Consider the following 21,653-nt stretch of genomic DNA (forward strand, 5'->3'; position numbering starts at 1 on the left):
AGAGGCGGTCACGGCGGCGCAGAAGGGCATGGGGACGGCTTTAGCAGGGGCGGGGGCGGGGGCAAAATGCTTATCCCCCGGGCCCGCCCCGCTTATGCCGGCGGGTGGGAAGCGGTTCTGCCAAGCCCTGGCTGGCAGCCCGTCCGCCGCTGTAAGCCGCGCAGCGCCACGCCTCTAAGGGGCACGTTCAACCCGCACGGAAACCGGGCCGGGCCGTTCGAAGATGGCGGCGTCTCCCGTCAGTCGTCCGAGGATGGCGATGCCGGGATCGGGCACGCGGCCATCGCGGTAGTAGATGACAAAATGGTCAGGCCCCCAGAGGCCAAGCATGCCGGTGGAGAAATCCCGCTGCCGGGGCGCGGCAGGCAGCGGCGAGGGCAGGTCGCCGGTCTTCTCCTGGCGCAGATGGTCGCGCATCTCGATGGTGAACGGCAGCATCTGCAGCAGTAAGCGGGCGGCCGCGTTGTCGGCCAGTTCGGCACTGACCTGGCCCCAAGGGGCGGTGATGGTGATGCGCTCCTGCGCCAGCGCCGGCAGGGCCAGGCCCTGTGCGACAAGAAGGACACCCAGCAAAAGCCTCATCGGTCATATCCCTCCCAGGCCGCGCTACGATGGAAGCGGACGGCGCCGCGACTGGCCGCGGCCGTGCCGGCGCGGAAGGCAGGCGGCCGTTCTTCAGGGCCTAAGTGGCCCAGCTGGTGCCCGCCCGCCGCCCTACACCCGGAACCGTGGCGACATGGCGTAGACCGTACATCCCGCGGATGTCCGCCGTGAGCCTGGGAAAACTTCATGCCGCGGTGAGCAGTGCTCACTAAAGCCAGGGTAGGACGCAAAGGTTATTGCCCTCTATATCTCGGGTAAGGCGCAGTCATGATGAGCAAGGCTCATCGTCGCATCCAATCACCCGCTCCTATCACCCCTTGGTCGCGCCGGTTATCTGGCCCGTATCGCATTCCACACATGTCCGGCCCGCCCGCCCTGAATGAGAGGCGGGCGCCTGGCATTCCGGCGTCGCGCCAGCTGGCCGCCACTCCAGGCCGCCGCCACGCGCGACCGCTGCAAATCTGAGGTAACTCGACATGGCCACAGACGCATGCACCTCATTCGCCGAGGCCGGCAGCCCGCCCGCATCCTGGGGCGCGGTGTTCGCCCTCTCGCTCGGCGCCTTCGCGCTGGTGGCTTCGGAATTCATGCCCGTCAGCCTGCTGACGCCGATCGCCTCCGAACTGCGTGTGACCGAGGGCCAGGCCGGGCAGGCCATCGCGGTCTCCGGCGCCTTCGCGGTGCTGACCAGCCTGTTCATCGCCTCCTGGGCCGGGCGGCTCGACCGGAAGATACTGCTGCTCGCGCTGACCGGGTTGATGGTCGTGTCCGGTACCATCGTGGCGGTCGCGCCGAACTACGTGACCTTCATGGCCGGGCGCGCCCTGATTGGCGTGGCGATCGGCGGCTTCTGGTCGATGTCCGCCGCGACCGCCATGCGGCTGGTGCCGGAGGCGCAGGTGCCGCGCGCCCTGGCCATCCTGAACGGCGGCAATGCCCTGGCCACGGTGGTCGCGGCGCCATTGGGCAGCTTCCTGGGCGGGCTGATCGGCTGGCGCGGCGCGTTCTTCTGCGTGGTGCCGGTCGCGCTGGTGGTACTGGCCTGGCAGATGATGAGCCTGCCGCCGATGCAGGCGGGGGAGCGGGCGGCAGGCTCGGTCTTCCGGCTGCTGCGCCGGCCGGTGGTCGTGCTGGGCATGGCGGCGGTCAGCCTGTTCTTCATGGGCCAGTTCGCATTGTTCACGTATCTGCGGCCGTTCCTGGAGACGGTCGGGCACGTCAGCGTGCCGACGCTGTCAATGATGCTGCTGATCCTGGGCGTGGCGGGGTTCATCGGCACCGTGCTCATCGGCGGGCTTCTGAAGAATGGCCTGTACGCCACGCTGATCGTGATTCCGGTCCTGATGGCGGTCATTGCCGTGGCGCTGGTGGCCTTCGGCGGCGGCGTGGTGGCGACGGCCATCCTGCTGGGGCTGTGGGGCTTGTTCGCCACCTCGGCGCCGGTCGGCTGGTGGACCTGGCTGGCGCGGACCCTGCCGGAGGATGCCGAGGCCGGCGGCGGGCTGATGGTGGCGGTCGTGCAGCTGGCGATCACGCTGGGCGCCGTGGTCGGCGGCCTGCTGTTCGACTTCAGCGGCTACCGGGCCACCTTCGGCATCAGCGCGGCGTTGTTGCTGGCGGCCGCATTCCTGGCCGTGCTGACCGCCCGCATCGGTCGCGCCGCCTGATTCCCGGCCAAGGGCCGGCAGCGATGCGCTGCCGGCCTACAGGCCGAGGGGCCGGGCTTCGCGGATCAGGCTGACCAGCGCCTTCAGCCCCATCGGCACCTGCCGGCGGCCGGAATAATAGATGTGGTACCCTTCGCCCGGGCTGGCCCAGTCCTGCAACACCAGCCGTAATTCGCCCGACGCAATATAGGGCTGGAACACCGGCTCGGGCCCATAGAGCAGACCCACGCCGGCCAGGACGAAGGCGTTGGCGGCACGGCTCTCATCGATCGTCACCGTACCTGGCACATCGACCACGATCTGCTCTTCGCCCCGCTCGAACTCCCAGCGATAGATGCGGTCATCGCCCAGGCGAATGCGCAGGCAGCGGTGCTGGCGCAACTCGTCCGGATGCGCGGGCTCGCCGAAGCGGTCGAGATAGGCGGGCGCGCCCGCTACCACCCAGCGGATATCGGGGGAGAGCCTTTGCGCCACCATGTCCTTCGGCACGGTGCCGCCATAGCGGATGCCGGCGTCGAAGCCTTCGTCGACGATGTCGACCATGCGGTTGGTGACGACGATATCCAGTTGCACTTCGGGGAAGCGGTCGACAAACGACGCCAGCACCGGTGCCAGCAACAGGGGCGCGGCATCGCCGACCACGTTCAGGCGGATACGCCCGGCCGGCGCGTCGCGGAACCGGTTCAGATCCTCCGCCGCGCCATGGATCGCCTCGAACGGCGCGCGGATGGACACTTCCAGAGATTCACCAGCCGCCGTCAGCGTCACGCTGCGATTGGTGCGGTTGAGCAGCCTGACGCCCAGCCGGCTCTCCAGCCCCTTCAGCGAATGGCTCAGGGCGGACGCGCTGACGCCCAACTCCAGCCCGGCACGGCGGAAGTTGCGGTGCTTCGCGATGGCGAGGAAGTAAGCGAAGTCGGTCAGGTCGGATCGGAGGAGCGGCATGGATCGATGATGTCCTTGCCCTGGGCGATCATCAAGCATCGCCGGCGGGGCCGCGAGACGGAAGCGCGAACGAGCGGGGAAGGGGCCACCACGGCCCCTTCCCCTGTCGGTCAGCTCACGGCCGGCAGGCGGTCGAGATACTTGTCCAGCGTCACCGGATAATCGCGGATGCGCACGCCCGTTGCGTTGTACACGGCGTTGGCCACCGCGGCACCGACGCCGCAAAGCCCCAGCTCGCCGATGCCCTTGGCCTTCATCGGCGAAACCTTCTCATCCGCCTCGTCGAGGAAGATGACGTCCTGGTGCGGGATGTCGGCATGCACAGGGACTTCGTAGCCAGCGAGGTCATGGTTGACGAAGAAGCCGCGCCGGTGGTCGAGCGCCAGCTCTTCCATCAGCGCGCCGCCGACGCCCATGGTCATGGCGCCGATCACCTGGCTGCGCGCCGTTTGCGGGTTGAGGATACGGCCGGCGGCGCAGACCGCCAGCATGCGGCGCACCCGCGTCTCGCCGGTGAAGCTGTCCACCGCCACCTCGACGAAATGGGCGCCGAAGGTGGATTGCTGGTAGGTCCTGCTCAGGTCGCCCCATTCGATCCGGTCCTCGGCCACGATCTCGCCCTCCTGCGCGCCATCCCGCAGCCTGGCAACCCGGTTGCCGGCGCGTACCTCGCCATCGGCGAACACCGTGTCCGACGCATTGAAGCCGAGGCGCTGGGCCACTTGCTCCCGCAGCTTGACGCAGGCCGCGTACACGCCGGACGTGGCGCTGTTGGCACCGAACTGTCCGCCGGAGCCGGCTGAGACCGGATAGGCGGAGTCGCCCAGCCTGACGGTCACCTGGTCCAGCCGCAGGCCCAGCATCTCCGCCGCCGTCTGGGCGATGATGGTGTAGCTGCCGGTGCCGATATCGGTCATGTCGGTCTCGACGATCAGCGTGCCATCGCCGCGCAGGCGGACACGGGCGCCGGAAGGCAGGTTCAGGTTGTTGCGGAACGCCGCGGCGACGCCCATTCCGACCAGCCAGCGGCCATCGCGGACGCTGGCGGGGGTGGCGTTGCGCCGGTTCCACCCGAAGCGCTCGGCGCCATCGCGCAGGCAGCGCGCAAGCTGGCGGAGGGAGAATGGCCGGTCCGGGTGTTCCGGGTCCACCTGGGTGTCGTTGAGGATGCGGAACTCGACCGGATCGATGCCGAGCTTCTCGGCCATCTCGTCCATGGCGACTTCCAGCGCCATCAGCCCCGGCGCCTCGCCCGGCGCGCGCATGGCATTGCCTTCCGGCAGGTCCATCACCGCAAGGCGGTTGCGCGTCATCCGGTTCGCGCCCGCGTACAGGAAGCGGCTCTGCACCACAGCCGGTTCCATCGAGCCGCCCGGCTGGTTGCCGTTCAGCGTCTCGTGTCCAAACGCGGTGATCTTGCCGTCACGCGAAGCGCCGATGCGAATGCGCTGGATGGTGGCTGGCCGGTGCGTCGTGTTGTTGGGCACCAGCGGGCGCGGCATGGCGACCTTCACGGGCCGCCGTGCCTCACGCGCGCCCAACGCCGCCAGCACGGCATCAGCGCGCAGGAACAACTTACCGCCGAAGCCACCGCCGATGAACGGCGAGAGCAGGCGGATATCCTCCTTTTGCATGCCGAGCGTGGTGGCCAGGTCGGTCCGGGTCCAGTCGATCATCTGGTTGGAGGTCCAGACCGTCAGCTTGCCATCCTGCCATGCCGCCATCGAGGCATGCGGCTCCATCGCCGCATGGCTCTGCGCGGGGGTCGTGTAGGTCGCGTCCAGCGTCACCGGCGACGCCTGGAAGGCCGCGGCGAAATCGCCGGTATCGGTATCCGGCCTGCCGCCGGCACCGTCATTCTCCGGCACGATGGCGCGGGATTGCTCGGCCTTCAGGTCGAAGCGGCCTTCGCTTTCGGCGTAGTCCACCTTGACCAGGCTGGCCGCCGCGCGGGCCTGCTCGAAGGTCTCGGCGACGACGAGGGCGATGGCCTGATGGTAATGGTCCACCTCCGGCCCGCCGAGCAGCTTCACGGTGTTGAACATGCCCTTGCCCAGCGTGCCGGCATTCTCCGCCGTCACGATAGCCACCACGCCCGGCGCGCGCCGCGCGGCCGACAGGTCCATCGCGCGGATGCGGCCCTTGGCGATGCCGGCGCCGACGATGGAGCCGTAAGCCGCGTTGTTGACGGCATCGTGGTGCTCATAGGCATAGGGCGCCATGCCGGCGGTCTTCAGCGCGCCATCGATACGGTTATGCGCTTTGCCAACGACCTTCATCTGGTCGATGGGGTTGGTGCCGGCCGGTGTGTCGAACTTCATGAGGCCCTCGCTTCGTGGATGACGGATGCCAGGGCGCGCTCGGCCAGCGGCACCTTGAAGCCGTTCTCGGGGGTAGGCCGGGCACCGGTGAACAGGCGCTCGGCGACGGCCTTGGCACCGCGTGGCAACTGCGCATCGGCTTCGTCGATCCGCCACGGCTTGTGCGCCACGCCCCCGACCGCGACACGCCCAGTGCCATCCGGCTGGATGACCGCGGCGACAGAGATCAGCGCGAAGGCATAGGAGGCACGATCCCGCACCTTGCGGTATAAGTGCTGGCCACCCGCAGGGGCCGGCAGGGTGACAGCGGTAATCAACTCGCCCGGTGCCAGCGTCGTCTCGATATGCGGCGTGGCTTCGGGCAGGCGGTGGAATTCCGCTATCGGGATGTTGCGCGCCTGGCCCTGCGCGTTCACGGTTTCCACCGTGGCGTCGAGCACGCGCATCGCGACCGCCATGTCGGACGGATGCGTGGCGATGCAGGCTTCGCTGCTGCCGATGACGGCAAGCTGCCGGCTGAAGCCACCGATGGCGGCGCAGCCAGAGCCCGGCTGCCGTTTGTTGCAGGGCTGGTTGGTGTCGTAGAAATAAGGGCACCTTGTCCGTTGCAACAGATTGCCGGCGGTGGTCGCCTTGTTCCGCAACTGGCCACTGGCGCCGGCCAGCAGCGCACGGCTGAGTACACCGTAGCTGCGGCGCACCCTGGCATCGGCGGCGAGCGCGGTGTTGTTGACCAGCGCACCGATGCGCAGGCCGCCATCGGCCGTGTCCTCGATCTTGTCGAAGCCCAGGCCGTTGACGTCGATCAGGTGACGCGGGGCCTCGATCTCCAGCTTCATCAGGTCGAGCAGATTGGTGCCGCCCGCGATGAACTTGGCACCCGGAATGGATACGGCTTTGGAAGCGGCGTCCGGCGCCGAAGTGGCGCGCTCATAGGTGAAGGATTTCATGCGTCCCTGCCTGCGATCTCGGCCATGGCGTCGAGGATGTTGGAATAGGCGCCGCAGCGGCAGATATTGCCGCTCATCCGTTCGCGCATCTCGGCATTCGTCACTTGCGGTGCTTCCGTCAGGCTGGCGGAGGCGTGGCTGGGAATGCCGCGCTTGATCTCGTCCAGCACGGCGACGGCGGAGCAGATCTGCCCCGGCGTGCAGTAGCCGCACTGGAAGCCATCATGCTTGACGAAAGCGGCCTGCATCGGGTGCGGGCTCTCGGCCGTGCCGAGGCCCTCGACCGTGGTGATGCGGCTGCCCTCATGCATGACCGCGAGGGTGAGGCAGGAATTGATGCGCATCCCGTCGACAATGACGGTGCAGGCACCGCACTGGCCGTGGTCGCAGCCCTTCTTGGTGCCCGTCAGGTGCAGGTGCTCGCGCAGCGCATCCAGCAGCGTGGTGCGCGGGTCGAGCGACAGGCGCTGTTGCGTGCCGTTGACGTCGAACGTCACCGGCATGGCGGCGTCCGGCGCGGCTGGTGCCGGTTGCGCGATGGCACGGCCAGCGCCGGATACGATGGCGCCGGCTGTGCCGGACGCGATGAGGCAGCGGCGTGACATCTCTAATTCACCTGGCTCAGTCATGCCGAGGGAGTCCTTTTCATCGGGCCAGGCAGCGGCTGCGGTCTTGCAGGGCGGAGCCGCGGGGCAGGGAAGTGGCAGGGACACAAAAGGGGAGGCATGTCCCTATCTGGCGCCGAGCCGCGTCCTTAAGCAGAGCAGATCCACTCATTGCCGCGATGAGCACGGCTCATCGTAATCAGCATTGGCTCAATGACGTATGGCTACCGGCCGCGCTCGCCGCAGGCCATAGCGCGGCACGTGCGCTCCGCGACGGCGCGGAGGGCGCGGCGGAAGAGGCCTGTGAACATACAGGCCGCCAGGTCAGCGGCAAGCCATCGCAGCGACCGGTGCAAGAGCTGCGCTCTGAGGTCACACGCAGGCGGATGTTACCGCGACCGGCAAGCCGGTGACGAAGGTGGCTGCGCAGCCCACGACCGCCGAGGTCAGGCTGAGGCGTCGTTCCAACCCGGAAGGTGCCGCCTTCGCCAACCAGATCAGCGCCGCACCGCCGGCACACAGCAGCAGCCAACTGGCCACCATCACCCAGCGGAACAGGTTGCCGCCGCCGACCTCCGTGCTGGGCCAGCCATAGGCACAGCCAATTCCGTGCAGCCCATACAGCACGGAGAAGCCGAAGGCCCAGAAGATCAGTCCCGCGCTCGCACGTGCCAAAAGCATCATGCCAGCACCAGCGGCGCCAGGACGCAGGCCAGGATCAGCCATGTCGCCAGACCTGCATAATCGCCAAAGAGCTGCGCCACCGATGTCTCTAGCACCCGTCCTTTCCTGATATGGCCCGAGGCGATGCGCGCCCGGATGAAGGCGGCGCAGAGCAGGGCGATGAAGGCATGCAGCACGCCATAGGCGATCATCGCCCAGGAGGATGCCGCGTAGGCGTGGCCGGTAGGTGCCGGGAGCTCGGCCAGGCCCAGCCACAGCAATGCCGCGATAACGACGGCCTGGGCACCTACGGCGAGACTGGCCCAGCGAGACGAAGCGGCGTTGTTCCCCGCCACGCCAGCCGATGCCGCCAACCGTGTCAGCACCGTGCCGGCCAACGCCGCCAATGCGGCCACGGCGCCTTGCGGCAACCCGGCCGCGATCAGCTCCGGCGGCGGCCAGTTGGGCGCCACGACCCACAGGAAGGCGTAGCCGAACAGCAGCGAACCCAGCAGCGTGCCATCCGCCACCAGCAGGAAGACGCTGCCCCACCAGCCGGGCGCGCCGGCGGCCTCCCGGTGCGTCAGCGCGGTCTCTCCGGCACCGATCGGCACGGGCCCGATCTCCTCCCGCCAGCCCAGCGTCCAGGCCCAGCGCCACCCAAGCACGGTGACGGCGACAAGGGGCAACGGCGCCAGCCAGTAGAAGCCGAACAGCAGCGCCAGGAAGAAGCATCCGGTCGCCAGCGCGGTGATGATGGGCAGGCGGGTGTTGCCCGGCAGGATGATGACGTGGTCCACCGCGCCGGTGGTGACATCGACGGCCATCGTCTCCCGCCAGCCATGGCGGATCTCGGCCAGGTAGCCTTCGCCGCGGGCCAGGCGCAGCGGCAGGTCCGGGTCGGCCGCCAGCGGCTCACCATCGGCGACGCGCGGCTGACTGGCGAAGTTGTAGGCGGGGGCGGGCAGCGGCATGGCCCATTCCAGCGTGTGTGCACCCCAGGGATTGCGGCGCGCTCGGCGGGAGAGGAAAATCTGCAGCGCGACATCGACGGCGAACATCGCGAAGCCGAAGGCCATGATGAAGCTGCCGACCGAGGACAGCAGGTTCAGCCATGTCCAGCCCATATCGGACGGATAAGTGTAGATCCGGCGCGGCATGCCCAGCAGGCCGGTCAAATGCATCAGGAAGAACGTGAGGTTGAAGCCGATCAGGATCAGCCAGAAAGCGGCCTCGCCCAGCAGCGGAATGCGCGCGCGGCCGGTGAAGTGCGGCAGCCAGTAATAGGCGCCTGCCAGCATCGGGAAAACGAAGCCGCCGACCAGCACGTAGTGCAGATGCGCGACCACGAAGTGCGTGTCATGCGCCTGCCAGTCGAACGGCACCATCGCCAGCATCACGCCGGTCAGCCCGCCGAGTACGAAGATGACGAAGAAGCCCAGCAGGTACAGCATGGGCAGCTTCAGCTCCGGCCGCCCTTTCCACAACGTGCCGATCCACGCGAAGATCTGCAGCGCGGTCGGCACCGCGACCAGCGCGGAGGCGGCGGAGAAGAAGCCGAGCGCCATGTGCGGGATGCCGGTGGTGAACATATGGTGCACCCAGAGCCCGAAGCTCAGGAACGCCAGTGCCAGCAGGGCCGCGACGATCCAGCCATAACCCAGGATGCGCGTGCGGGCCATCACCGGCAGCACGGTGGAGACCACGCCGGCGGCGGGCAGGAAGATGATGTAGACCTCGGGGTGGCCGAACAGCCAGAACAGATGCTGCCACAGCAACGGGCTTCCGCCGCGCAACGGGTCGAAGAACGGCCACCCGAAGGCGCGCTCTACCTCCAGCAGGATCGAGCCGAGGATCAGCGGCGGGAAGGCGACCACCATCATCAGGGCGGTGACCAGCAGGTACCATGCCAGCAGCGGCATCCGGTCCAGCCGCATGCCCGGCGCCCGCAGCCGCAGGATCGAGACCGTGATCTCGATGGCGGCGCTGACGGCAGAAATCTCGACGAAGGTGATGCCGAGCAGCCAGACATCGGCATTGATGCCCGGCGTATAGGCCTTGGAGGAGAGCGGCGTGTACATGAACCAGCCGCTATCCGGCGCGACGCCCAATGCCAGCGCGGCGATCAGGATGCTGCCGCCGAAGACGTAGCACCACCAGCCATAGGCGGAGAGGCGCGGGAAGGCCATGTCGCGGCTGCCCAGCATCTTCGGCAGCAGGTAGAGCGCCAGCCCCTCGAACATCGGGATGGCGAACAGGAACATCATGATGCTGCCATGCATCGTGAAGAGCTGGTTGTAGATCTCGGGGCCGACGAAGGCGCTGCCTGGCGTGGCCAGCTGCGCGCGGATCAGCATGGCCAGCACGCCGCCGATGGCGAAGAAGGCAAAGGCGGCCAGAATGAAGCGCCTGCCGATATCGGAATGGTTTACCGAGCTGACGGTGCCGCGCCAGCCGCGTGGGGAGCCCCAGATGGCGGTCAACGCCCGGTGGCGGGACAGCGCGCTCATGGCTGTTCTCCCCGCTGGAACGCGGTCCATCCGGCGGCGTCGTGGGCCACGACGCGGAAGCGGTGCCCCGCATGCCCCAGGCCGCAGAACTCGGCGCACTGACCCTCGAAGCGCCCGGGCTCCTTGGCATCGATGCGGATGACGTTCACATGGCCAGGAATGGCGTCCATCTTGCCGGCTAGGCGCGGCACCCAGAAGCTGTGGATCACGTCATGGGCCTCCAGCCGCAGATCGACAGGGCGGCCGGCGGGGATGTGCAGCACGTCGCGCGTCACGATCTCGCCCGCCATGCCGGGATGGCGGAAATCCCAGTACCACTGGTGCGCGCTGGCCTCGACCACCACGACACCCGCAGCCTTGCGTGCGATGGTCTGCTCCCCCAACGCCAGCGCGAAGCCGAGGAGGACGAGAAGCACCGTGCTGGGCATTGCGACGCCGAGCCCGCCGATCCACAATCTGGTCCCGCCTGGTGCCGGCGTCGGACGGCGGCGGAACGCTAGGGCCAGCAGCGTCATGACCAGTACCGTCAGGATAGCGGCACCCGCCAGCATCGCCCACCACAGCGTCGCGATGGAGGCGGCGGCGGACCCGGCGGTGTCGAGCGTGGAAAGCGGGCCGGAGCAACCGCCGACAGCCAGTGCCGTTGTCGTCAGGCGTAGCCATTTCAGCATAGGGCGATGGCCTTGGATTCCAAAAGTTCCGAACATTCCGGGGGCGACGGCGCGCTGGTCGATCCCATCGCCTCTCACCCGCATTTCCATCGCACGGAATCGCGCATCGCCGTGGCGGGGCATCCGATCCACGCGATGCTGGTGGCCTTCCCCATCGCGCTGGCCATGAGCACGCTGGGCGCGGATGCGCTGTACTGGTGGACAGGCGACCCCTTCTGGGCCCGTGCTGCCCTGTGGGCGAGCGGCGGTGCCTTCCTGATGGGCGTGGCCGCCGGCATCTCCGGCACTGTGGAGCTGCTGATGGTGCGCGGCATCCGCATCCGCGCGGCCAGTTGGACGCATTTCGTCCTGGCGGTGATGCTGCTCTCCATCCTCGGCGCCAATTGGGGCTTCCGACTGACGGGTTACGAGCAGGCCGTGCTGCCCTGGGGCATTCTGCTGTCCTGCTTCGCGGCGGTGTTCACCGGGATGACGGGCTGGCATGGCGGGAAGCTGGTGTTCGACTATCACCTGGGCACCGCACCGATCGGCAAGGACTGACCGAGCGGTTCCCGCAGCCAGGCCGGGGCCAGCCCGTCCCGCAGCACTGGCTTGGCCAGCACCAGAACCAGGATCGCCGTCATCGCCAGCAGAGAGGCGCCGACCAGCGGGCCGCCGGCGGGCACATCGTAATTGCCCTTCTGCTCGCCGATCTGCAGCGTCACATGGCCCATCCAGGCATGGATCGTAACCAGCACGCCCACCACGACGAGCTTGGCGAACATCCACGGGATGAAGACATCCCGCAGGAAGATCAGCGCCGTCCCCGCCGTGATGGCGATGACGGCGGCGGGCGTGACCAGACGGATGTAGAAATTATGCGTCACCAGCCGCCTGCGCGCGAAATCCAGCTGGTCGTCGCCGGGGCCGTACCGCGCCAGCAGCAGCGGCAGCCCGACCAGGCCGGCGCACCAGACGGACAGCGCCGCGATATGCAGGAACTTCAGGGCGGTGATCATGCCGCTGCTGCAGCCCGGGCCCAGGTGCGGCGGGCCAGCACCGCCACCGCCAGCGCGTAGGGCACGATGCCAGGCACCCACATGACCAGGCCGGCCAATTGCTGGTCCACCACCTGGTCCAGTCCCCAGGGCAAGGTGGTGCCGATATGCGTGGCATAGAGCGGTGTGGTCGCGAAGGTCAGCAGCGCGCCCAGCATACCCATCTGCGCCATCCCCAGGATGGCCATCAGCACGCCGGTGACAGGCGGGGCGGCGAACATGGCCTGCCAGAACCAGAAGGCGCTGGCCAGCAACGTGGCCTGCATGAGCCAATAGAGTGCCGTGCCCGCCAGCGCGGCGTCATAGAAGGACGGCAGGTGCCACGCCCACAGCACCGCCGTGGCCACCACGAAGGCAAGGCCGGGCAGCATCGGCCGCCGTGCCGTGAACGCCATCGCCAGCAGGGGCGCCGCAACCGCGACCACCAGCAGGTGGTGCACGGCGCGTGCGGAGAACAAGGAGACGCTGAGCGCGCAGAGCGGCGATACGAAGGCCAGCGCCAGCACGCCGATGGCCGCCAGTGCCGGCTTCGGGTGGCGGGACCGCCACGCCACCAGCGCCCCGGCGCCGAGGGCCAGCAGCAGGATAGGGTCCAGGTTCCAGCTTCTCATCAGGTCCGCGGGGTCTGGCGGGGCGCCGCAATAGCTGGTCATGCGCTGGGTACCTTAGTGTTGCCGGCCGACAGGTCCGGGATGGCACGCACGGCCGAAGCGGCTGTGCGCGCATCCCCCTCTCGTTGACGTTTGGCCGCGTCGGCGGTTTCCCTCGCCGAGCGAAACAGCGCCGAGCGGATCCAGCCGCTGCCGATGAAGGATGCACGATAAGAGAGGGGCCTTTGGGACGCGGCAACACCTGCCTCTGCAGCGCTCCGGCGCAGTGCGAAAAGCAGAGAGGCGGGTTGCTCGGCGTATTGGCGACGGAATGTTCCAGGCCCGTGGCGACACGCGGGTCACCACCGGCACGACATACCCGGCCGTTCCCCAACGCTCAGTGCCTAATGCGCCCGGCCGTCTAAAGTTGCCGAAAGTTCATTTTTTATAACGTGCCGAAACCTCGGTCGAACCGCAGCGGCCCGGCCGCGGCATCCCCGCCGCCGTGCTTTAGCGGAAGCGTTCCGCGCGGAACGCCTCCGGGGCGATGAACGGTGTCTCGCCGCCCATCATCTCCGCCAGCATCCGGCCCGTGGTCGGACCCAGGGTCAGGCCCTGGTGGGCATGGCCGAACGCCCCCCACAGTGTTACCCGCCCGGGGATGCGGCCGATCACCGGCAGCATGTCCGGCGTACAGGGGCGGGTGCCCAGCCAGGGCTTGTCCTCCACCTTGTCGGCCAGTGGCAGCAGGGTGCGGGCGATGGGCTCGGCCCGGGTGAGCTGGATCGGCGTCTCCGGCGCATCGGGGCGGGCGAACTCGGCTCCGGTGGTCAAGCGGATGCCGGCGCGCATCGGCACCAGGCAGAAGCCACTTTCCTCATCGATCACCGGGCGGTTCAGCACGGCGTTGCCCTGCAGGCCGAAATGGTAGTGGTAGCCCCGCTTGCCGAACAGCGGCGGCGCGTAGCCGAAGCGGCGCGTCAGCATCCCGGCGGCAGCGCCCAACGCCACGACGGCCTGGGCCGCTTCCACCGGGCCGTCCGCGGTCTGCACGCGCCAGCCGCCGCCGGCTTCCCGCAGCGTCTGCGCATCCCCGATGGCGATACGGCCGCCCTTGGCCTCGAACAGCCGGGCATAGGACAGGGTCAGGGCATGCGGGTCACTGACGGAATACGGGTCGGTCCAGTGCAGCGCCCCGGCACGTTGCACCAGCAAATGCGGCTCCGCCGCCGCCAGCTCCTGCCCGTCCAGCATGCGGTAGCCGACGCCGTAGTCGCGATGCGCGGCCTCGGCCTCCTTCCGCACCTCCTCCAGCTTCGCCTCGTCGCCGAACAGGCGCATCCAACCGATAGGCCGCAGCAACTCGGCCGAGCCGGCCTCCCGCGCCACCACCATGTGCTCATCGAGGCAGGTGAGGATGAGGCTGGCATAGGCCCGCGCCACGGCCTCGTACCGCGCCGGCGCCGAATGCCACCAGTAGCGCAGCAGGGGCGACACCAGGCCGGGCAGCGCGCCGGGATGGTACACCGCGTCGATCGAGCGGTTGCGGGCGATGCGGGCGATTTCCGAGAGCTGGCGCGGGAAGGCGTGCGGATGCACCGCTTCCCGCTGGATCAGCCCGGCATTGCCAAAGGAGGCACCTTCGCCCGGACCGCGCCGGTCCACCAGCACCACGTCCCACCCCCGCTGCCGCAGATGCAACGCGGTGGAGACACCCACCATGCCGGCGCCCAGAACGATCGCGGATTTGCTCATCGATAGACCCTTGCGGCTGACCGGTACGGTGTTGCTGCTGTCGCTCCGCGCCTGGCAGGCATCGCCGCGCGGCCCGGGGCCCGTTGCCGCCGGCCAACACTCCGGCTTCGGGCGAAGCGTGGGCCGGGATGCGCCGTCGCCGCATGGGGCACCGGACAACCGACGCGCGCGGTGGGAGCGAAAGGTGGCTGGCGTGCGGGGGCTTGGGACGTCTCGATCATCTCGGCGCTTTGACGGAACGGCGGCTACCCTAGAGCAGAACCGACATCGGCCCTAGGGCATGATGCGTTCACATTCATTCCGATACCATGCTCCATGCCATTGTCTGGTCGTGTGATTCAGGCGTTCGGTGATTCCAGATCCAGCCATCACTCTCTTAGGGGCCGGATACGAGTTTGCGGCCATAGCGATAGCGCGTGGTACCTCCGGCAACGCAAAAGGGCCGCGCCACGCGGCACGGCCCTGATGGAATGCAGCCTATGCCGCTCTAGGCACTCGGCGGCGGTAGCGGTGCCGGGTCGGCGAAGCGCCGGACGATGTTGACGACCAACCGCGCGGCGACGTTGTCATACCCATCCACCGGCAACGCGCCGATGAAGTTCATCGAGCCCACCGAGAACACCGCGCCGCCATTCGGTGTCTCGAAGAAGGTGAGGTCGGAGCGGATGATGTCCTCCCGCTTCGCCGGCCAGGTGTGGTCGCGGCGCTCCTCGTTCACCGGCTGGTAGGTCGGGTCCGTCAGCACCGCTCGGCCGATGATCAGCGCGTGGCGCGGGGTGCCCAGCAACGTATCGGCACGGTCCAGCTCATGGCCCGCCGCGCCGCCGCCCATCAGGCCGCGCTCGCCCAGGCTGGCACCGGGCGATGCCAACTCCGGCATGCCGTCACGCATGAAGGCCACGCGCGGGTCCAGGATGTCGTCGAGGAACTGGTAGGGGTAGCCGCGATATTCGCCCTGCGTGCTGAAGCCGACACCCACCAGCTGCTGCGGCGGCCGCCCCAGCCGGCGCCACAGCCCACCATAGCTCCCATCATGCGCGTGGTAGCTCTCGCCGGGCAGTGTCTCCCACAGGCGGATGCCGCCTTCGGCGCGGCGCAACTCGAAGCTCCAGGGGCCGGTGCCGTGCGGTACCACCTTCCAGTAGAAGCCATTGCCGCCAAGATACATGAACCGCCCGCCCTGGCCGAGATAGGCCGCCAGCGCATCCAGCGTTTCCACCGTGTGGTACTCGGGGTGCTGGCCGGTCAGCACCACATTGTACTGGGACAGCAAGCCGACGCCTTCCGCATGCACATCGTGGTCGGTGATGACCTCGTATTCGATGCCGTTGCGCGTCAGCATGTCGGTGACATAGCTGTCGGCGGAGATCCAGTAGAGGCCGGAGCCGCCCTCGCTGGGGTCGACCAGATGGATCTGGTTGACGCGCTTGTCGATCAACGGCCGCCGCAGGGTGGACATCACCACGCCGCTGCCATCGGAATGGAAGTTGTAGGGAGAGACGCCGTACTCCGGGTGCCCGTCCGGCGCTTGCGGCAACGCGCCCCATTCCAGCGAGCGCGGCGTGATCATCGCCTGCCGCCCGGCCTTCTGGAACTGGCCGTACACGGTGTAGCTGAAAGTCGGCGCCAGGAACGCCACCTTGGCCTGGGAGCCGGGAATCTTCGCGCGCACGTGGAAGACGATGTTGTCCCGCACCGTCCTTCCGTCGCGCTCCACCTCCAGGTGCAGCGCGTAGACGCCGCTTTTCCACGTATCCGGCACCACGAAGCTGAGGGAGGGCTGCCAGCCGGCATCGCCGATATCGTCGTCGTGGAAATGGATGGCGCCGTACTGGCTGGGGTCCTCGGTCCACCGGTGCACGTCGCCGCGCCAGTCGGAACCGGTCATGGCCCGCGTCGGCAGGTTGTGCAGGATGCCGTGCGCGCCCGACGGCCCGATATCCTCGATCCGGTCGGTCTGCATGGCACGGGAGAGATCCCATGCCGCCAACACTTCGCCCGGCGCGGTGGCCGAGCGGCCGCCGGAGAGGATGCGCGGCTGCTCCACCTTGCCGTTGAAATGCGCCCGGGCCAGGCCATCGCTGCAATCGGCGGCGATGGAGACGGCACCGGGGCCGGAGAGGCCGCCACTAGCAGGCGCCGAGGCCTCCGCCGTCTCGTCCCGGTCCAGGCGGGGCCGCAGGGGCTGCTGCCGCAGATGCAGCCGGCCCTGGTCATCCAGCAGGCAGACCAATGCGTGCCAGGACCGTTCCGTCAGCGCGACGCCGGTCCGCAGCGCGGTGGTGCCCGCCGGCGTCACCAGCCGGCACCAGGCACCATCGGCGTCGAGGCCGAGGGTCAGCGAGCCCGCCTCGCCATGCCAGCACAGCACCGCCTGCTCGCCGGCGGCCAGGCGCGTCGGCCATACCGTGGCGGCCAGGGCGACGGCGCCGGCGGGCATCGAAACCGCCGGCACCTCCCCCCAGGACCCCAGATGGATATCCTGCTGCTCGCCCTGGTGCTCGCCTTCCAGCGGCCACGGTGCCGGTACCTCACGATAGCCCGGGCCCCGCGGGTTGGGGTCACCGCAGATGATCTGCGCCACCCGGGCGCGATAGGCCCCGCCGCCCTGCACGGAGATCATCACATTCAGCGTCTCGCCGGGGCGGACGCTCCAGCGTTCGACATAGCCGGTAATCGGAAGCATGGATCAGAGCCTCAGCCGCGACGGAGATGCCAGAACAGGGGCAGGCCCTTCAGCATGCCAGTCAATTCCTTCTTGTAGGCCGTTGGCTGGTAGAACAGCCCCAGCGGCACGTAGGGGACGTCGATGAAAGCCTGGCGCTGCGCCTTGATGCCGATCTCCCGCTGCGCCGCCGCGTCGGGCGCGGTGAACCAGCTGTCACGCAGCGCCTCCAGCTCCGGGCTGCGGGACCAGCCGAAGGTCGCACGGTCGCCGCTGCCGCGCAGGAAGTTGTGCGCGGAGGGATTGAGCTGGGTGACGCCGGCCGAATAGGTGCAGAAGACGCTGTAGCCGCCCTGGTCGAGCCCGTTGCGGTTGCCCATGCGGGTCAGCATGCTGCCCCAGTCCATCAACTGGTAGTCGGTGTTGATATCCAGCCGCCGGAACAGGTCGGCCATCACCTCGCTCATCGCCTTGATCGAGGGGAAGTCGGACGGCGCCATCAGCAGCACGCGCTCGCCCTTGTAGCCCGCTTCCTTCAGCGCCTTCTTGGAATCCTCGATGCTGCGGCTGCCGTCCAGCGCGCTCATGCCCTCTGTGTTCGCCATGGTGCCGCCGGGGGCGAAGAAGCCGATGCCGTCCTTCCACAGACTCTGGTCCTCGCCGGCGATGGCGGTCATGAAGTCGCTCTGCTTGATCGCGCCGAGGATGGCGCGGCGGATCGCCGGATTATCGAAGGGCGGCTGGGTGTGGTTGAAGCGCAGCACGCCGATGGCGCCGTAGGGGTCGAGCACCTCCACGTTGAGGTTGCGGTTGCGCTTCAGCGTCGGCAGCAGGTCGTAGATGGGCTGTTCCCACCAATCGATCTCGCCGCGCTGCAGGGCGGCGGCGGCGGTGCTGGCATCCGGCATCACCTGCCATTCCACCCGGTCGAACCCCGCCTGCTTCGGCCCGGCCAGCAGGCTGGCGGTGCCGGACGGGCGCGGCACGTAGCCCGCGAACCGCTCATAGACGAGGCGGGAGCCGGAGACATGCTGGTCGGCGCGGAAGCGGAAGGGGCCGCTGCCCACCAGCTCCTTCACCGGCGGCACAGGATCGTTGGCGGAGGCCAGGCGCTCCGGCATGATGAAGGCGACGATGGCGCCTACCTTGCCGAGCGCCTCCGGCAGCATGGGGAAGGGGGATTTCAGCCGCCATCGCACCGTGCGGTCATCCGGCGCGGCCAGTTCGTCCACCACCGCCATCAGGGAATTGCCGAAGGCATCCCGGTGCGCCCAGCGCCGCAGGCTGGCCACCACGTCCCGCGCCCGCACCGGCTCCCCATCATGGAAGCGCAGGCCTTCGCGTAGCGTCATGGTCACCAGCTTGCCGCCGTCCTCGACGGTGTGGCCCTCGACCATCTGCGGCTGCGTCACGCCCTGCTCGTCGATGCCGTAGAGCGTGTCGAAGATCAGGAAGCCGTGGTTGCGGTTGACCAGCCCGGTGGTGATGGTCGGGTCCAGGATGGCGGCATCGGCCTGCGGCACGAAGATCAGCGTCTTCGCCGCGGCGCTTTGCGCGCCGGCCAGGCGAGGCGCGCCGAGCGTGGCGCCGGCGGCACCGAGGGCGAGGGAGTTGCGGAACAGGTCACGGCGGAGCATGGCAGGTCCTCCTCAGGAGACGTGGCGGCGCTGGCTATTCCCGTGCAGTCGTCTTCTTGCTTGCGCCCGGCCTTACTCGGCGGCGGCGGTATGCGGTTGGGCCAGCCCGGCTTCCACGCTGGCCAGGGTGCGGCCGAAGAGATCGAGAATCTCATCCACGCCCGCCGCGTCGATGATCAGCGGCGGGCAAAGGCCGATCGTGTCGCCCATCGCGCGGATCACCAGGCCGTTGCGCAGCGCTTCGGCGTCGAAGCGCGCGCCGATCTTCAGCGCCGGGTCGAAGGCGGTGCGGCTGGCGGGCTCGGCCACCAGTTCCACGCCGATCATCAGCCCGGCGCCCCGCACCTGGCCGACGATGCGCGATTGCGCCGCCAGCGCATCCAGCCCCGCCCGCAGCCGCGCGCCCATGGCGCGGACATGCGGCACGACGTCCATTTCCTCGTAGATACGGATCGTCTCCAGCGCCACGGCGACGCCGACGGGGTGGCCGGAATTGGTGAAGCCGTGGCCAAAGATCTCGCCACCCTTGTTCATCTCCGCCAGCGCATCCTGGATCGGCTTGCCGAGGATCACGGCCGAGATGGGGAAGTAGGAGGAGGAGATACCCTTCGCCAGCGCCACCATGTCCGGCTGCATGCCGACCGTCTGGCTGCCCCACATCTCACCAGTGCGGCCGAAGCCGCAAACGACTTCGTCGCCCAGCACCAGGATATCGTGCCGGCGCAGCACCGCCTCGATGGCCGGGAAGTAGCCTGCGGGCGGCACGATGATGCCGCCGCCGGCATTGATCGGCTCCGCGATGAAGGCGGCGATGGTGTCCGCGCCCTCGCGCAGGATCAGTTCTTCGAGTGTGGCGGCCAGGCGGATGACGAAGGCGGCCTCGTCTTCGCCCGGCTGCATGCCGTGATAGGCATCGGGGCACAGCGTGTGCAGGAAGCCCGGCAGCGGCAGGCCGAACTCGCGGTGCATGCGCGGCATGCCGCACATCGAGGCCGCGACGATGGTGGAGCCATGGAAGCCACGGTCGCGCGAGATGATCTTGCGCTTGCCCGGCTTGCCGCGAACCGTGTGGTACACCCAGGCCAGCTTGACCATGGTCTCCGTCGCCTCGGAGCCCGAGGTGGCGAAATAGGCCTGCGCCTGCGGGATGGGGCTGAGGGCGACCAGCTTCTCCGCCAGGTCGATCGTCGCGGCCGGGGTCTTGTGGTTGAAGGTGTGGTAGAAGCCGAACTTGTCGTAGGCCTCCGCCGCCGCGCGCTTCAGCCGTGCTTCGGAAAAACCCAGGGACGTGCACCAGAGTCCCGCCATCGCCTCGACATACCGCTTGCCCTGGCTGTCGAAGACATGGATGCCCTCGCCCCGTTCCATGATCAGCGGGCCGTTGGCGGCGTGCGCCTGGGCGTTGGTCTGGGAATGCAGGTGGAACATCACGTCCCGGGCTTCCGCGGAATTCGGGGTAGGGGTCGACATGCGGGTGCTCCTGACCAGGGGAGACAAATTGGCCTGACCAATTTGGCCTGGCCACTGTCATATTGGCCGCCCAGCTTGTCAAACCCTTAAATAGGATGCTTGAAGCCCGCCATGCTCCCCGCCGCCCCCGCCACACCCGTCATGCGCAGCTTCGAAACCGTCGCCCGGCAGATCGCGGCGCTGGTACAGCAGGACCATCAGGTCGGCCAGCGCCTGCCGGCGGAGCGAGAACTGGCGAAGCGCTTCGGCGTCTCCCGCCCCACCATCCGGGAGGCCATCCTCTCCCTGCAGATGGCGGGGATGCTGGAGGTGCGGAAGAACAGCGGGGCGTATGTCATCAGCCGGCAGGAAGCGCCGGAGCTGAAGGGCCTCTCCGGCTTCGGGCCTTTCGAGAACCTGCAGGCGCGGCGGATGATCGAGCCGCAGATCGCGGCGCTGGCCGCCCAGCACGCGACGCCGCTGCAGCTGGCCGCCATGGCCGGCACGCTGGCCGACATGCGCGCCGAGCACGCGCGCGGCGCGGAGGCCGACGCCGCCGACCATCGCTTCCATATCCTGCTGGCGGAGGCCAGCGGCAACGGCGTGCTGGTGCCGATCGCGGACCAGCTCTGGCGTGGGCAGATCGACAGCGGCATCTGGCAGGACATCCACCGCTACATGCCGATGGAGCGCTACCGCACCACCTGGCTGCGCGACCACGAGGCCATCTTCCGCGCGGTGGAGGAGGGCAAGCCGCGTGGTGCCTCCCTGGCCATGACGCGGCATCTGGCGAATATCCACGCGGCGCTGATGGAAACCACCGGCCGTGGGGCCATGTCCGGCGAGGCCGACCATGACGGCGGCGCGGAATGAGGAGACGACCATGTCCGGCTTGCCCTATCGCAGCGCCCTGATCATCGGTGCCGGCGCCGGTATCAGCGCCTCCGTCGCCCGCATGCTGAGTACGGCGGGGCTGAAGGTGGCCCTGGCGGCGCGGAATACGGGGAAGCTGGCGGAACTCGCGGCCGAAACCGGGGCCGAGACCTTCGCCGCCGATGCCGCCGACCCCGCCTCGGTCGAGGCGCTGTTCCAGGCGGTGGATGCGCGGATCGGCGCGCCCGAGGTGGTCATCTACAACGCCAGCTTACGCGCCTCCGGCCCCCTGGCGGAGCTGGACCCCGAGACGGTGCGCCGGGCAGTGGAGATCACCGGCTTCGGTGGCTTTCTGGCGGTGCGTCAGGCAGCGAAGCGCATGGGGCCGAAGGGCCACGGCGCCATCCTGCTGACCGGCGCGACGGCCAGCGTGAAGGGCTTTTCCGGCTCCGCCGCCTTCGCCATGGGCAAGTTCGCCCTGCGCGGCCTGGCGCAGAGCGCGGCGCGGGAGCTGGGTCCGCAGGGCATCCATGTCGCCCACATCGTCGTCGATGGCGGCGTGCGGAGCGAGAAGCGGCCGGAGCCGGCGGACCGGCCGGACAGTCTGCTGAGCCCGGACGGCGTCGCCCAGACCTACCTGGACCTGCTACGCCAGCCGCGCAGTGCCTGGTCCCTGGAAGTTGAGCTGCGCCCCTGGGTGGAGCACTTCTGA

General features: G+C 68.7%; 18 protein-coding genes. 4 read left to right on the forward strand and 14 right to left on the reverse strand.

Annotation, left to right across the window (positions count from 1 at the left end; all coding sequences use genetic code 11):
* Nucleotides 1-174: 174 nt before the first annotated feature.
* Nucleotides 175-582, reverse strand: coding sequence for a cyclophilin-like fold protein (locus IBL26_RS01095; RefSeq protein WP_187782583.1), 408 nt, complete (start codon nucleotides 580-582; stop codon nucleotides 175-177).
* A 497-nt stretch (nucleotides 583-1,079) separates the two neighbouring features.
* On the opposite strand from IBL26_RS01095, the gene IBL26_RS01100 reads away from it, so the two are divergent.
* A complete protein-coding gene (locus tag IBL26_RS01100; RefSeq protein ID WP_187782584.1) occupies nucleotides 1,080-2,270 on the forward strand; it encodes an MFS transporter in 1,191 nt (396 codons plus the stop codon).
* A gap of 36 nt (nucleotides 2,271-2,306) precedes the next feature.
* Here IBL26_RS01100 and IBL26_RS01105 read toward each other — a convergent pair whose 3' ends face one another.
* The 7 genes from IBL26_RS01105 to coxB all read right to left on the reverse strand — a co-directional run bounded on the left by IBL26_RS01105 (nucleotide 2,307) and on the right by coxB (nucleotide 10,935).
* Entirely contained in the window at nucleotides 2,307-3,215 is a 909-nt protein-coding gene (locus IBL26_RS01105; protein WP_187782585.1) for a LysR family transcriptional regulator, read from the reverse strand.
* 110 nt (nucleotides 3,216-3,325) lie between these two features.
* A complete protein-coding gene (gene paoC / locus IBL26_RS01110; RefSeq protein ID WP_187782586.1) occupies nucleotides 3,326-5,536 on the reverse strand; it encodes an aldehyde oxidoreductase molybdenum-binding subunit PaoC in 2,211 nt (736 codons plus the stop codon).
* Nucleotides 5,533-6,486: an FAD binding domain-containing protein gene (locus IBL26_RS01115; RefSeq protein WP_187782587.1), complete on the reverse strand. Its 954-nt coding sequence runs from the start codon at nucleotides 6,484-6,486 to the stop codon at nucleotides 5,533-5,535. Before IBL26_RS01115 ends, paoC begins: the two co-directional genes overlap by 4 nt.
* Nucleotides 6,483-7,115 carry an aldehyde dehydrogenase iron-sulfur subunit PaoA gene (gene paoA, locus IBL26_RS01120; protein ID WP_187782588.1) on the reverse strand — a complete coding sequence of 211 codons (633 nt, stop codon included), beginning with the start codon at nucleotides 7,113-7,115 and terminating at the stop codon, nucleotides 6,483-6,485. Before paoA ends, IBL26_RS01115 begins: the two co-directional genes overlap by 4 nt.
* Before the next feature lie 348 nt (nucleotides 7,116-7,463).
* Complete coding sequence (locus IBL26_RS01125; RefSeq protein WP_187782589.1) at nucleotides 7,464-7,775, reverse strand: hypothetical protein; 312 nt, start codon at nucleotides 7,773-7,775, stop codon at nucleotides 7,464-7,466.
* Entirely contained in the window at nucleotides 7,772-10,264 is a 2,493-nt protein-coding gene (gene ctaD, locus IBL26_RS01130) for a cytochrome c oxidase subunit I (RefSeq protein WP_187782590.1), read from the reverse strand. The genes IBL26_RS01125 and ctaD overlap by 4 nt, the downstream gene beginning before the upstream one ends.
* Complete coding sequence (gene coxB / locus IBL26_RS01135; protein ID WP_206684114.1) at nucleotides 10,261-10,935, reverse strand: cytochrome c oxidase subunit II; 675 nt, start codon at nucleotides 10,933-10,935, stop codon at nucleotides 10,261-10,263. Before coxB ends, ctaD begins: the two co-directional genes overlap by 4 nt.
* Nucleotides 10,936-10,941: 6 nt before the next feature.
* Between coxB and IBL26_RS01140 the strand changes: the two genes are divergently transcribed.
* Nucleotides 10,942-11,475, forward strand: a complete 534-nt coding sequence (locus IBL26_RS01140; protein WP_187782592.1) for a DUF2231 domain-containing protein — start codon at nucleotides 10,942-10,944, stop codon at nucleotides 11,473-11,475.
* On the opposite strand, the gene IBL26_RS01145 is transcribed toward IBL26_RS01140, so the two are convergent.
* The 6 genes from IBL26_RS01145 to IBL26_RS01170 all read right to left on the reverse strand — a co-directional run bounded on the left by IBL26_RS01145 (nucleotide 11,442) and on the right by IBL26_RS01170 (nucleotide 20,089).
* On the reverse strand, nucleotides 11,442-11,933 hold the full coding sequence (locus IBL26_RS01145) for a CopD family protein (protein ID WP_187782593.1): 492 nt from the start codon (nucleotides 11,931-11,933) through the stop codon (nucleotides 11,442-11,444). The two genes, IBL26_RS01140 and IBL26_RS01145, sit on opposite strands and share 34 nt — an antisense overlap.
* Nucleotides 11,930-12,625, reverse strand: a complete 696-nt coding sequence (locus IBL26_RS01150) for a cytochrome c oxidase assembly protein (protein ID WP_187782594.1) — start codon at nucleotides 12,623-12,625, stop codon at nucleotides 11,930-11,932. The genes IBL26_RS01145 and IBL26_RS01150 overlap by 4 nt, the downstream gene beginning before the upstream one ends.
* Before the next feature lie 447 nt (nucleotides 12,626-13,072).
* Nucleotides 13,073-14,317, reverse strand: a complete 1,245-nt coding sequence (locus IBL26_RS01155) for an NAD(P)/FAD-dependent oxidoreductase (RefSeq protein WP_187782595.1) — start codon at nucleotides 14,315-14,317, stop codon at nucleotides 13,073-13,075.
* 487 nt (nucleotides 14,318-14,804) lie between these two features.
* Entirely contained in the window at nucleotides 14,805-17,003 is a 2,199-nt protein-coding gene (locus IBL26_RS01160) for a N,N-dimethylformamidase beta subunit family domain-containing protein (RefSeq protein WP_187782596.1), read from the reverse strand.
* 11 nt (nucleotides 17,004-17,014) lie between these two features.
* Nucleotides 17,015-18,619 (reverse strand): ABC transporter substrate-binding protein, encoded by a 1,605-nt coding sequence (locus IBL26_RS01165; RefSeq protein WP_187782597.1) that lies wholly within the window; start codon nucleotides 18,617-18,619, stop codon nucleotides 17,015-17,017.
* A gap of 72 nt (nucleotides 18,620-18,691) precedes the next feature.
* Nucleotides 18,692-20,089 (reverse strand): aminotransferase, encoded by a 1,398-nt coding sequence (locus tag IBL26_RS01170; RefSeq protein WP_187782598.1) that lies wholly within the window; start codon nucleotides 20,087-20,089, stop codon nucleotides 18,692-18,694.
* Between the two features lie 111 nt (nucleotides 20,090-20,200).
* Here IBL26_RS01170 and IBL26_RS01175 point away from each other — a divergent pair, with 111 nt between their 5' ends.
* Together IBL26_RS01175 and IBL26_RS01180 are read left to right on the forward strand one after the other, a co-directional pair.
* Nucleotides 20,201-20,941: a FadR/GntR family transcriptional regulator gene (locus IBL26_RS01175; protein ID WP_187782599.1), complete on the forward strand. Its 741-nt coding sequence runs from the start codon at nucleotides 20,201-20,203 to the stop codon at nucleotides 20,939-20,941.
* 10 nt (nucleotides 20,942-20,951) lie between these two features.
* Nucleotides 20,952-21,653: an SDR family NAD(P)-dependent oxidoreductase gene (locus IBL26_RS01180; RefSeq protein WP_187782600.1), complete on the forward strand. Its 702-nt coding sequence runs from the start codon at nucleotides 20,952-20,954 to the stop codon at nucleotides 21,651-21,653.

Source organism: Teichococcus aerophilus, from assembly GCF_014490485.1.
Classification (GTDB): domain Bacteria; phylum Pseudomonadota; class Alphaproteobacteria; order Acetobacterales; family Acetobacteraceae; genus Pseudoroseomonas; species Pseudoroseomonas aerophila.